This window comes from Massilia phyllostachyos (assembly GCF_021044825.1).
Classification (GTDB): Bacteria; Pseudomonadota; Gammaproteobacteria; order Burkholderiales; family Burkholderiaceae_D; genus Telluria; species Telluria phyllostachyos.
In genome coordinates this window covers 630,201-642,345 of the sequence record NZ_JAJNOC010000001.1, presented here as the reverse complement: position 1 = coordinate 642,345, position 12,145 = coordinate 630,201, and the positions used below count along the sequence as shown (strand labels likewise).

Here is a 12,145-nt window from a genome sequence, read left to right as displayed (position 1 = left end):
GGTCTTGATGGGGTTGGTTGTGGGGAGTGCGCATCACAGGCATTCATGAGCCGGTTGGACGCGCGTACGGCATAGCCGCCCACGCGTTCACGACACGACGATCAGCCGCCGGACAGCGCCTTTTTCACCAAACCGGACACCACCGTCATGTCCGCACGCCCGGCCAGCTTCGGCTTGAGCACGCCCATCACCTTGCCCATGTCCTGCGGACCTGCGGCCCCAGTCGACGCCACGGCAGCCTGCACTTCGGCAGCAATTTCCTCGTCCGACAGCCCAGCCGGCATATAGGCCGACAGGATCGCCAGCTCGCCCTTTTCGATCTCGGCCAGGTCGGCGCGGCCGCCGGCTTCGAACTGGGTGATCGAGTCCTTGCGCTGCTTGATCATCTTCTCGACGATGGCCAGGGCCTGGGTGTCGTCGACTTCGATCTGCTCGTCCACTTCCTTGCGCTTGATCTCGGCGAGGATCAGGCGGATGGTGGCCAGGCGGGCGCTTTCCTTGGCGCGCATCGCCGCTTTCATGTCCTCGGTAATTTGTGCTTTCAGGCTCATGGGTTCTCCGTGTTCGATGGATATAAACGACAAAACCCGCCGCGGTAACAACCGGAGCGGGCTTGCGGACGCTCAGCGGCTCGCCGGGACAATGGTGTCGCCGGAGCAAGCCGCGGGTGCAGTCTGATTAGTACAGCTTCTTCGGCAGCTGTTGGCTGCGGATGCGCTTGTAGTGACGCTTCACTGCGGCAGCCAGCTTGCGCTTGCGCTCTGCAGTTGGCTTTTCGTAGAACTCGCGAGCGCGCAGTTCAGTCAGCAGACCGGTTTTTTCGATAGTGCGCTTGAAGCGACGCATAGCGACTTCGAACGGCTCGTTTTCTTTAAGGCGGATAGTGGTCATGTAAAAATCAAACCGTTGGATTTAGGGAAGAACGAAATTCTAGCACCATTTGCCGAACTGTGGAAGGTTTTATCACGCTGTGCCGCAATTGACACATGTGCTTCACACGCTGCTGCCGGCAGCAAATCCCGAGGCCCAGGCCCACTGGAAATTGTAGCCGCCGAGCCAGCCGGTGACGTCGACGGTCTCGCCGATGAAGTAAAGGCCCGGCACCTTGTTCGCCATCATGGTCTGCTGGGACAGTTCGCGCGTATCCACGCCGCCCAGCGTCACTTCGGCCTTTTTATAGCCTTCGGAACCGGTCGGGACGATGGCCCAGCGGTTGATGGCGTCGCCCAGCTTGCGCAGTTTCGCGTCGGCCATGTCCGCCAAGCGCGCATCGGGCGCGAAGCCGTTCGCCAGCAGCAAGCCCTCGGCCAGGCGCGCCGGCAGCCATTGGGCCAGCACATTGCCGAGCTGCTTCTTGACCGTGGTTTTCGACGAGATCAATTCCTCGGCGACATCCATCTCCGGCAGCAGGTCGAGCACGATCGGCGTGCCCGGTTGCCAGTAGCTCGAGATCTGCAGGATGGCCGGACCGGACAGGCCGCGGTGGGTGAACAGCAGGTCTTCGCGGAAATGGCCGCCGCCCTTGTTCTTCTTCCCTTTCCCGGTGCCGCCCGTGCTGACCTCGACTTCGAGGGCGATGCCGGCCAGCGGCGCGAACGCTTCCCAACTGGGGCCGTCGAAGGTCAGCGGTACCAGGCCGGGGCGCGGTGCGACGATCTGCAGATCGAACTGCTGCGCGATGCGGTAGCCGAGGTCGGTCGCGCCGATCTTCGGGATCGACAGGCCGCCGGTGGCGATCACCAGGCTGTCGCAGGCGATGTCGCCGCCTTCCGCCGTGATCAGGAAGCCGGCATCCAGCTTTTCGATGCCGCCGATCTTGCACGGCATGCGCCAGGCGACGTCGCCCTGCTGGCACTCGGCGCGCAGCATGCCGATGATCTGCTCGGAAGAATCGTCGCAGAACAATTGGCCCTTGTGCTTTTCGTGCCAGGCGATGCGGTATTTCTTGACCAGGCCGAGGAAATCCTGCGGCGTGTAGCGCGACAGGGCGCTGCGGCAGAAGTTCGGGTTTTCGGACAGGAAGTTGGCCGGGCCGGCGCCCACGTTGGTGAAATTGCAGCGCCCGCCGCCGGAGATGCGGATCTTCTCGGCCAGGCGGGTGGCGTGGTCGAGCAGCACCACGCGCTTGCCGCGCGCAGCGGCCACGGCGGCGCACATCATGCCGGCGGCGCCCGCGCCGATTACTGCCACATCATACTGTTTTGCCATGCTCCTGCCCCTGAATCTTCCGCCAAACCGACCATTGTAAACGGTTGATGAGCCAGGCGAAAGGCGGGGGCAGCTCAGGCGCGCAGGGAACGTGCGACGCGCACGCAATGTGCAACTTGCGCCGCGATCGGACGCGGCACCGGCACCTCGCCACGCAGGGCGGCGGCGATCCAGGCGGCGGTGGTCGCGGCGTCGCGTGCTTCCGGCACTTCGGCCAGCTCGTCGGCCGGCGCATCGCGCTCGGCCAGCACGGTGCGCTCGCCGCCATGGAACCAGTCGATCTGCTGGGCGCGGTGCGGGTTGGCCACCGTCTCCCCTTCGGTGCCGCGCATCAGGAAGGCGTCGCCGCGCGCCGATGGCGCGGCCGTCATGAAGTAGGCGCCCAGGGTTTCCAGGTACTCGGGGTGGGTGTAGGACACCAGGCGCAGCGCCGGGCCCTCGAAGGGTTGCAGGATCTTGACCAGGGTGTGGGTGGAATTGCGCACGCCCAGGATGCGGCGCAGGGACAATTGATGCGCCAATTCCGGCGCCAGGCGCTCGATCGGGATGAAGGCCGGGCGGCCGCTCGCCATCGCGTCCAGGATGTCGGCCGAGCCGCCGGCTTCGGCCAGGCCGAGTTCGGCCAGGATCTCGGCAGTGGTAATGCGGCCGGGATCGTTCCTCACGCCATGCACCAAGGTCGGCACGCCCTCGCGCGCCAGCAGCAGGGCCAGCAGCGGCGTCAGGTTGGCCAGCTTGCGCGCGCCGTTGTAGCTCGGGATCAGGACCGGGGCATACTGCCCCGGTGGCGCCGGCAAGGGTGCGAAGGAACGTTCCGCCGCATCCATGAAGCCGGCCAGTTCCTCGACCGATTCGCCCTTGATGCGCATGGCGAGCAGGATGCCACCGAGTTCGAGGTCGGAAACGCGGCCCTCCAGCATGGCGGCATACAGCGCGCCGGCATCTTCGCGCGACATGCTGCGCGCGCCTTTGACGCCGCGGCCGATTTCCTTGATGAAGGGCGCCGCGGCAAAACGTTCAGTGTTCTTGTCCATGACGCCAGCATACAACGCGTTGCCGAAATGCGCCCTGATTGTGCATTCGCAGCAATTTCGGTCTACACTGGTATGTCCACCAGAGACCATCGCACCATGATCAATACCCCAGCAATCGAAAATACCAACGTCAGTTCCTTCGCACGCATGCCGACGCCGACGGAACTCCACGCCACCCTGCCGCTCAGCGACAGCGCCTTCGCCACCGTGATGCGCGGCCGCGAAACCCTGCGTAATATCCTGGATCGTAAGGACAAGCGCCTGTTCGTGGTGGTCGGGCCCTGCTCGATCCACGATCCGGAAGCGGGCCTGGACTATGCGCGCCGGCTCAAGGCGCTGCAGGACGAAGTGGCCGACACCATGGTGCTGGTGATGCGCGTGTATTTCGAGAAGCCGCGCACCACCACCGGCTGGAAGGGTTATATCAACGATCCGTTCATGGACGATTCCTTCCGCGTCGAGGTCGGCATGGAACGCGCGCGCCGCTTCCTGCTGGACGTGTGCGAACTGGGCTTGCCCACCGCCACCGAGGCGCTGGATCCGATCTCGCCGCAGTACCTGGGCGACCTGATCGCCTGGACCGCGATCGGCGCGCGCACCACCGAATCGCAGACCCACCGCGAGATGTCGTCGGGCCTGTCGACGCCGGTCGGCTTCAAGAACGGCACCGACGGCGATGTGAGCATCGCGATCAATGCGGTGCTGTCCTCGGCCAATCCGCACGCCTTCCTCGGCATCAATGGCCAGGGCAATGTGTCCATCGTGCGCACCAGCGGCAATGCCTACGGCCACGTGGTGCTGCGCGGCGGCGGCGGGCGTCCGAACTACGACTCGGTGTCGGTCGCGATCGCCGAGGGTGCGCTCAAGAAGGCGGGGCTGCCGGCGAACCTGGTGGTCGACTGCTCGCACGCGAACAGCTACAAGAAACCGGAACTGCAGCCGCTGGTGATGTCGGATGTGATCCAGCAGATCAAGCATGGCAATGGGTCGCTGGTGGGGGTGATGATCGAGTCGAACATCGTCAGCGGGGCGCAGGCGATTCCGGCGGATCTGTCGCAGCTGAAGTATGGGTGCTCGGTAACGGATGGGTGCATCGGGTGGGAAGAGACGGAAGCGATGTTGCGTAGCGCGCACGCAGAGCTGCTGCAACGCCCGTAACGTTATCGGCTCCGGTTTCGCGCCGGATGATCTGGCTGCCATGTATCACCGCGTGGGCGGAATCCGCCCACCCTACGTTACAATGGCGGATTCCGCTTTACCTTTCTCTCCCATGATTGTCCTCGGCGTCGAATCCTCCTGCGATGAAACCGGCCTGGCTCTGTACGACACCGAGCGCGGCCTGCTGTCCCATGCCCTGCATTCGCAGGTCGCCATGCACGAAGAGTACGGCGGCGTGGTGCCGGAACTCGCCTCGCGCGACCACATCCGGCGCGCCCTGCCGCTGCTGGAAGAAGTGCTCAAGCGCGCCGACCTTCCCGCATCGAACATCGACGCCATCGCCTACACCCAGGGCCCGGGCCTGGCCGGCGCCCTGCTGGTCGGGTCTTCGGTGGCCTGCTCGCTGGCCCTTGCCCTCGACAAGCCGGTGCTCGGCGTGCACCACCTGGAAGGCCACCTGCTCTCGCCCCTGCTGGCGAGCGAGCGTCCGGAATTTCCCTTCATCGCGCTGCTGGTCTCGGGCGGCCACACGCAGTTGATGCGGGTGGACGGCGTCGGCCGCTACACGCTGCTGGGCGAGACGCTGGACGATGCGGCCGGCGAAGCCTTCGACAAGTCGGCCAAGCTGCTCGGCCTCGGCTACCCCGGCGGTCCGGCGATCTCGCGCCTGGCGGAATTCGGCGACCCGGCCGCCTACACGCTGCCGCGTCCGATGCTGCACTCGAAGGATTTCAACTTCAGCTTCTCGGGCCTGAAGACCGCCGTGCTGACCGTGGTGAAGAACCACAACGAGGCGGTGGCGAACATCTGCGAACAGGACAAGGCCAACATCGCGCGCGGCTTCGTCGATGCGATCGTCGACGTGCTGACGGCCAAGTGCGTCAACGCGCTGAAGCACACGGGCTTGAAACGCCTGGTGATCGCGGGCGGCGTCGGCGCCAACCGCCAGCTGCGCGCGTCGCTCGATGCCGCGGCCGCCAAGCGCAAGTTCCAGGTCTATTATCCGGAGCTGGAATTCTGCACCGACAACGGCGCCATGATCGCCTTCGCCGGCGCCCTGCGTCTCGAGCGCAACCCCGATCTGGCGCAGCGCGATTACGCCTTCAATGTGCGTCCGCGCTGGCCGCTGGACGAGCTCGAAGCGGCCTGATTCTCTGCTGAAACGCTTGTTAGCAGGATTGAACTTGCTAGCTTGACACCGATCCTACCGTGTGACCGCCCCCTGCCAAACAGTGGCAATATCCGGCGGTAAAGTTTTACGGAGGTATCGTGATGCGCGTAGTAAGTTGGAATATTCACTGGGGCTGTGGCAAGGACGGAAGGATTCGCATCCACGCGATCATCGACGTCCTGCGCCGGCTGAATCCGGATGTCGTCTGCCTGCAGGAAGTGGCGGCGAATCATTCGGAGCTGGAGGGCGGCGCCACCGCCAACCAGTTCAAGCAGCTGGGCGGCGCCTTCGGCGGCTACCACATGATGGAGCATGCCCCGAGTGAACTCTACAAGAACAACTCGCCGCGCCTGTTCGGCAACCTGATCCTCTCGAAGTACCGCATCTCGCAGGTGCACCGCCACCTGCTGCCCTGGCCAGCCGACCCCGAGCGTCCCGCCGGCATGCCGCGCGGCCTGATGGAAACCGTCATCGATGCGCCCAGCGGCAAGCTGCGCCTGATGACCACCCACCTCGAGTACTATTCGCCGCTGCAGCGCATGGCGCAGGTGCGCCGCATCCGCGAGCTGCACATGGAAGCCAGCAGCCGGGCCCGCATCTTCCAGCCCGATCCGAACCTCGACGCGCCCTTCCAGCTGGGCTTCCGGCCGGCGTCCGCGATCCTCTGCGGCGATTTCAATTTTGCCCCGGACGCGGAGGATTACACGGCGCTGCTGAGCCCGATGGAGGGCGGCGCTCCCGCCTTCCAGGATGCCTGGCGCGTGGCCCACGGCGGCGTGGCGCGGGCGCCGACCACCGGCCTGCACGGCTATCCGTGGCCGGAGCGGCCCGAGTGCTACGACTATTTCTTCGTCACCGAGGACCTGGCGCCGCGCGTGGTCTCGGTCGACGTGCAGTCCGAGACCGCGGCCTCGGACCACCAGCCGATCGTGCTCGAACTGAATTAAGCGAGCTTACTCAGGCTGGGGCGTATCGCCGCGTGCGGCGATCTCGCGCAGCGCCTGCTCGAACACTTCCGGCGGCTGCCCGCCCGAGATCAGGTGGCGCTGGTTGATGATGATGGCCGGCACCGAATGGATGCCGGCGCGCTGGAAGAATTGCTCGCGCTCGCGCACCTCGTCCGCAAAGGCGTCCGACTTCAGGATTTGCTCGGCGGTGTCGCGGTCCAGGCCGACGCGCTCGACGGCGCGCAGCAGCACGTCGTGCTTGCTCGGATCTTCACAGCGGGTGAAATAGGCTTCCAGCAAGGCCACCTTCAGGTCACGCTGCTGGCCTTCGCCCTCGGCCCAGGACAGCAGGCGGTGGGCGTCGAAAGTGTTGTAGATGCGGCCGCGCCGTTCCATGTCGAAGGTGAAACCAACGTCGGCGCCGCGCTGGCGGATCATCTCGCGGCTGCTGGCCTGCTGCTCGGCGGTCGCGCCGTATTTTTCCGTGATGTGCTCGACGATGTCCTGGCCGTCCGGCCCCATGTTCGGGTTCAGCTCGAAGGGCTGGAAGTGCAGGTCGACGGTCACCTCGCCGCCCATGCGCAGCAGCGCCGTTTCCAGCGACTTGTAGCCGATCGCGCACCATGGGCACGAAACGTCCGATACGAAGTCGATCCTGAGTTGCTTGGTCATGACGCCACCTTTCAAATAATTGCGGGCACGAGGATGTGCCGGGTGGCGTATGGTAACGCGATGTGGATATTGGCGTGGCGCGCCGGCTACTTCGGCGCACCAGTAGCCGGGGCTCTATTTCTTTGCAGCGCCCTTGGCCTTGCTGCCGATTTTCGACTCCTTGCCGGCGATCAGGTTGGCGATGTTCGCGCTATGGCGCCACAGCAGCAGCGCGCTCATCACGACGACCGCGAACAGGATCTCGTCGGCGCCGAACAGCAGGCCGTAATAGAAAGGTGCGAAGACCGAGGCGATCAGGGCGGCCAGCGAGGAATAGCGGAAAGCGTAGGCGACGATCAGCCAGGTCGCCAGGGTCGCCAGGCCGAGCCAGACGTTAATGCCGAGCAGCACGCCGAGCGCCGTCGCCACGCCCTTGCCGCCGACAAAACGGAAGAACACCGGCCACAGGTGGCCCACGAAGACCGCGATCGCGACCAGCGCGATGCCGCCCTCTTCCAGGCCGTAGGACGGGCCGAACTTGACCGCCAGCCACACCGCGAGCCAGCCCTTGGCGGCGTCGCCGACCAAGGTCGCGATCGCGGCCTTCTTGCTGCCGCTGCGCAGCACATTGGTGGCGCCCGGGTTCTTCGAACCGTAGGTGCGCGGGTCGGACAGGCCGAAGGCGCGGCTCATCACGACGGCGAAGGAAATCGAGCCGATCAGGTAGGCGGCGATGGTGGCGATCAGGGTATTCATGGGGTTTCTCTGAATGTGTTCTTGCTGTTCTCGTCAGTACATGTACTGGGGCGCACGGGACTATACACCATTGCCCGAGCCACTTGGAAGCTCACTCGGCCAGCGCGCACTGGACCGCGCGCGCGCCCAGCACGACGCTCAGGACCTTCGGGTCGATGCCGATCAGGAAGCCGCGGCGGCCGCCGTTGATATAGATTTTTTCCAGCGCCAGGATCGATTCCTCGACATACACCGGCATCGCCTTGCGGATGCCGAAGGGAGACGTGCCGCCGACCAGGTAGCCCGAATGGCGCTGCGCCACCTCAGGCTTGCACGGCTCGACCGACTTGCAGGGAATCGCGCGCGCCAGGTTCTTGGTCGAGACCTTGCGGTCGCCATGCATCAGCACGATCAGCGGACGCGCCGCCTCGTCCTGCATCACCAGTGTCTTCACAACATGGTGCTCGGGCACGCCCAATTCACGCGAGGAAACGGACGTTCCACCATGTTCTTCATAGTCATAGGGATGTTCCGTGAAACTCACGCCCTGCTTGCGCAGGAACTGGGTTGCGGGTGTCTCGGACACGTGCTCTTTCTTGGCCATGCGTGGTACGCTAAAGACGAATATAAGGGATTTCCATTATGCAGCAAGAAATTCGCTTTGCCACCTTCAATACCTATAACCTCGCCCCGCCGGGCATGCGCTGCTACGAAAATCTCGAGCCGTGCAGCGCCGAGGAATACGAGGCCAAGCTGGAGTGGACGGCGCGCCAGATCGACCTGCTCAATGCGGACGTCATCGGCTTCCAGGAGATTTTTTCGCAGGCCACCTTGCGCGAAGTGCTGGCACGCACCCGGCGCTTTCGCGACGCGATCCACCTCGGCTTCGATCCCGATCCGGAAGCGCCGCGCCTGACGCCGAGCGTGGCGCTGGTCTCGCGCCTGCCGGTGGTCGGCCATGCGCGGCCCATGACCATGTTCCCGGAGAGCGTGTCGATGCCGGCCGGCAGCCGCGACCCGGACCGCTTCACGCGCGCGCCGCTGCATGCCGAGGTCGAACTGGCGCCGGGCATCGTGATCGACGTCATCGTCGTGCACCTGAAGTCGCGCCGCCCGGACTACCGCGCCAGCGACACCGGCGAAGACCCGAACCTGTACGCCCTCGCCTGCCTGCGTTCGCTGGTCCGGCGCGGCACCGAAGCCACCGCCCTGCGCGTGCTGCTCACCGATATGGCGCGCGAACAGCAGCGCCCGCGCATCGTGCTGGGCGACTTCAACGACGTGGCCGATTCGGTCACCACCGAGATCGTGCTGGGCGAAGGCGCGCCGCTGGCAGAGCGCATGTTCGATGCGGCGCGCCTGCACATGCACCAGGATAACCTGCGCAGCGTGGGGTTCTCGATCGTGCACGAAAGCCGGCATTCGACCATCGACCATATCCTGGTATCGCAGGAATTCAATCCGGTGCTGCCGGATGCGATCGGGGAAGTGGTGGATGTGGTGTACCTGAATGACCACCTGGACCTGGGGCTGCCGGAGGCGTCGGACCATGGGCAGGTGCTGGCGCGGATTCGCTTGTATCCGCAGGCGGGGCGGTTCGACGGCGAGCGGGATTAGGCGCGCGACGCGCGACACGTCTCCCGTGTGTTGGGTGGATCGGACCACGATTGGCGAATCCGTTCGTTGACGTGTGGGCGACGTGATGCCATTACCGCCCAGTAGGGTGGACGGCTTCGCCGTCCGCGCGTTCAAATCACGTGTCCCGGCATGCTCCGTGTTTCGGACCCGTTCGTTGACCGCGTGGGCGGCGTTCGGGCCGTTGGCCGGTCACATTTAAGGGTGGAGCCGCCCACCCTACAGAAGAACCGGCCTGAAATCCGGGCGGCTGCTCGCCCCGGCAGCATAAAATCCCTGGTACTGGTCGCAGCCGTGCTGCTGCAGGAAGCGCAGCTGCTCCGCCGTTTCCACGCCCTCGGCCACCACGCGCAGGCGCAGGCTGCGGGCCATGGCGATGATGGCGGGGATCAGGGCGGCGTCGAGCGGGTCGTGTTCGATGTCGCTCACGAAGCTGCGGTCGATCTTCAGCTTCGACAGCGGATAGCGCCGCAGCGACGACAGGCTCGACAGGCCGGTGCCGAAGCGGTCGATGGTCAGTTGCACGCCGCGGGTGCGCAGGGCGGCGACGATGTCGTCGAGGCCGGCGTCGCCGCGCATGATCGCGCCTTCGGTGATTTCCAGGTCGAGGCAGTCGGGCGCCAGGCCGGACTGCTGCAGGGCGTCGTCGACGGTGTCCAGCAGATCCGCGTGCAGGAACTGGGCGTCGGACAGGTTCACCGCCACCGAGACCTCATGCCCTTCGTCGCGCCAGTTGCGCGCCTGGCGGCAGGCTTCGCGCAGCACCCAGTCGCCGATTGGGACGATCAGGCCGCATTCCTCGGCCACGGGCAGGAAATCGTGCGGCAGCAGCAGGCCGCGTTCGGGATGGCGCCAGCGGATCAGGGCCTCGACGCCGATCACGCGGCCGCTGCCGACCTCGAGCTCGGGCTGGTATTCGAGCAGGAATTCGCCCTGCGCCAAAGCCTGGCGCAGGCGCCGCTCGAGCACGCCGCGCTCGAGGATGCGGGCGTTCATTTCGGGGCTGAAGAAGCGGAAGCTGTCGCGCCCGTTCTCCTTGGCGTGGTACATGGCGACGTCGGCGTGGTGCATCAGGGTGTCGACGTCGACCCCGTCGGTGGGACAGATGGCGACGCCGATCGAGGCCGAGAGCGTGAGCTGGACGCCGCCCGCCTCAATGGGCCGCGCCACCGCCTGCATCACGGCGTTCGCCACGTGGGCGGCCTGGTCGGCGCCGCCGATGTCGGCCAGCAGGATCACGAACTCGTCGCCGCCGAGGCGGCTGATGGTGTCGACCCGGCGCACGCAGCCGCGCAGGCGCGCCGCCACCTCGCGCAGCACGGCGTCGCCGGTCTGGTGGCCGTTGTTGTCGTTGATGGCCTTGAAGCGGTCGAGGTCGAGGAACAGCACGGCGAAGTTGTCGCGCTGGCGGCGCCAGGTGGCCAGCGCGTGGTGCATGCGGTCGAGGAACAGCGCGCGGTTCGGCAGGCCGGTGAGCGGATCGTGCTCGGCCTGGTGGCGCACCCGGTCTTCGGCGCGCTTGCGCTCGCTGATGTCGGACAGCATCGCCATGTAGCTGACTGCCTCGCCGCGCGGGTCGCGGATGGTGGTCAGCGCCACCCAGGCCGGGTAGCGCTCGCCGTTCCTGCGCATGGCCGCGACCTCGCCCTGCCAGTGGTCGTTGCCGTCCAGCTGGGACCAGATGCTCTCGTAAAAGCCGGTCTCGGTTTCGCCCCAGGGCAGGCTGGCCAGCGTGGCGCCGACGATGTCGGCGGCGGCGTAGCCGGTAATCGCCGTAAAGGCCGGGTTGACCGACTGCACCCGGTATTCGGCGTCCATCAGGATCATGCCCTCGTGCGCGTTCTCGAACACGCGCGCGGCCGACACCAGGTTGTCCTCGACCTGCTTGCGGCCGGTGATGTCGACCTCCATGCAGAACACCTGCTGGGTGGCGCCCTCGCGCTTGACCGGGAAATGGTTCGAGTGCAGCCACAGGCGGCGGCCGGCGGCGGTTTCGACCTGCCAGTCGCGCGGCGCCGGTGCGCTGCCGTCGCGCCAGATGCCGGCGATGGTGGCGTCGAATTCGGCCTGGCGTTCGAGGTGGAAGACCAGATCGCGAAACGGCCGCCCCAGCGCATGGCTGGCCGGGATCCCGAACAACTGGGCGCAGGCATGGTTCCAGAAGCGCACGATGCCCTTCGCGTCGACCGAATGCACGGCGACCGCCGGCGCCAGCTCGATGGCCGTCACGAAGCGGTACAGCCAGTCCAGCGCTTCGCGGCCGGGACTATCGCTGTGGAAGACGCCGGCCTGGCCTTCGCTGCGTGCGAACGGCTTGGGCCGGCCAGGATCGCCGTCGCCGGGCGTCCCCGGCCGGCCAGTCTGATCCTGTTTGAATTCGTCCACGGGAAAGTTCCTTGTCTGGAGGGGAAACATCGGGCAACCGATGACAACCCCGCCATTCTTCCCCTTCCCGCGATCGACCGTTTGCGGGCACGCAAACGGTTCGGCGGCTGCATTTCGTCGCGCATGGGCGCATTCCAGACCCGCCGCGCCGCCGCCTGTCGCACGCCGGTGGCGGCGCATGGCTAGTGCGCCTACAGTCACACCATGCGCAAGGAGCTCCA

General features: G+C 65.9%; 12 protein-coding genes. 4 read left to right on the top strand and 8 right to left on the bottom strand.

The features are described 5' to 3' along the window. Nucleotides 1-101: 101 nt before the first annotated feature. From LQ564_RS02820 to ybiB, 4 genes are all read right to left on the bottom strand, one after another. A complete protein-coding gene (locus LQ564_RS02820) occupies nt 102-551 on the bottom strand; it encodes a GatB/YqeY domain-containing protein (RefSeq protein ID WP_231056558.1) in 450 nt (149 codons plus the stop codon). 127 nt (nt 552-678) lie between these two features. Next, entirely contained in the window at nt 679-891 is a 213-nt protein-coding gene (gene rpsU, locus LQ564_RS02815; RefSeq protein WP_005665410.1) for a 30S ribosomal protein S21, read from the bottom strand. Nucleotides 892-993: 102 nt separating this feature from the next. Continuing rightward, nucleotides 994-2,208, bottom strand: coding sequence for a BaiN/RdsA family NAD(P)/FAD-dependent oxidoreductase (locus LQ564_RS02810; RefSeq protein ID WP_231056557.1), 1,215 nt, complete (start codon nt 2,206-2,208; stop codon nt 994-996). Nucleotides 2,209-2,282: 74 nt separating this feature from the next. Next, the gene (gene ybiB / locus LQ564_RS02805; protein WP_231056556.1) at nt 2,283-3,242 is read right to left on the bottom strand and encodes a DNA-binding protein YbiB; all 960 of its coding nucleotides are present in this window, start codon (nt 3,240-3,242) and stop codon (nt 2,283-2,285) included. A gap of 99 nt (nt 3,243-3,341) precedes the next feature. On the opposite strand from ybiB, the gene LQ564_RS02800 reads away from it, so the two are divergent. From LQ564_RS02800 to LQ564_RS02790, 3 genes are all read left to right on the top strand, one after another. Continuing rightward, nucleotides 3,342-4,400: a 3-deoxy-7-phosphoheptulonate synthase gene (locus LQ564_RS02800; RefSeq protein ID WP_231057357.1), complete on the top strand. Its 1,059-nt coding sequence runs from the start codon at nt 3,342-3,344 to the stop codon at nt 4,398-4,400. 112 nt (nt 4,401-4,512) lie between these two features. Then, on the top strand, nt 4,513-5,550 hold the full coding sequence (tsaD, locus tag LQ564_RS02795; protein ID WP_231056555.1) for a tRNA (adenosine(37)-N6)-threonylcarbamoyltransferase complex transferase subunit TsaD: 1,038 nt from the start codon (nt 4,513-4,515) through the stop codon (nt 5,548-5,550). Nucleotides 5,551-5,672: 122 nt separating this feature from the next. After that, complete coding sequence (locus LQ564_RS02790) at nt 5,673-6,518, top strand: endonuclease/exonuclease/phosphatase family protein (protein WP_231056554.1); 846 nt, start codon at nt 5,673-5,675, stop codon at nt 6,516-6,518. A 6-nt stretch (nt 6,519-6,524) separates the two neighbouring features. Here LQ564_RS02790 and LQ564_RS02785 read toward each other — a convergent pair whose 3' ends face one another. From LQ564_RS02785 to ybaK, 3 genes are all read right to left on the bottom strand, one after another. Continuing rightward, nucleotides 6,525-7,190, bottom strand: a complete 666-nt coding sequence (locus LQ564_RS02785) for a DsbA family oxidoreductase (protein ID WP_231056553.1) — start codon at nt 7,188-7,190, stop codon at nt 6,525-6,527. A gap of 114 nt (nt 7,191-7,304) precedes the next feature. Further along, nucleotides 7,305-7,925, bottom strand: coding sequence for a glycerol-3-phosphate 1-O-acyltransferase PlsY (gene plsY, locus LQ564_RS02780; RefSeq protein ID WP_231056552.1), 621 nt, complete (start codon nt 7,923-7,925; stop codon nt 7,305-7,307). A gap of 91 nt (nt 7,926-8,016) precedes the next feature. Then, entirely contained in the window at nt 8,017-8,508 is a 492-nt protein-coding gene (ybaK, locus tag LQ564_RS02775; protein ID WP_231056551.1) for a Cys-tRNA(Pro) deacylase, read from the bottom strand. A 38-nt stretch (nt 8,509-8,546) separates the two neighbouring features. Here ybaK and LQ564_RS02770 point away from each other — a divergent pair, with 38 nt between their 5' ends. Continuing rightward, the gene (locus LQ564_RS02770; protein ID WP_231056550.1) at nt 8,547-9,521 is read left to right on the top strand and encodes an endonuclease/exonuclease/phosphatase family protein; all 975 of its coding nucleotides are present in this window, start codon (nt 8,547-8,549) and stop codon (nt 9,519-9,521) included. A gap of 237 nt (nt 9,522-9,758) precedes the next feature. On the opposite strand, the gene LQ564_RS02765 is transcribed toward LQ564_RS02770, so the two are convergent. Continuing rightward, on the bottom strand, nt 9,759-11,924 hold the full coding sequence (locus LQ564_RS02765; RefSeq protein WP_231056549.1) for a putative bifunctional diguanylate cyclase/phosphodiesterase: 2,166 nt from the start codon (nt 11,922-11,924) through the stop codon (nt 9,759-9,761). Between the last annotated feature and the right edge of the window lie 221 nt (nt 11,925-12,145).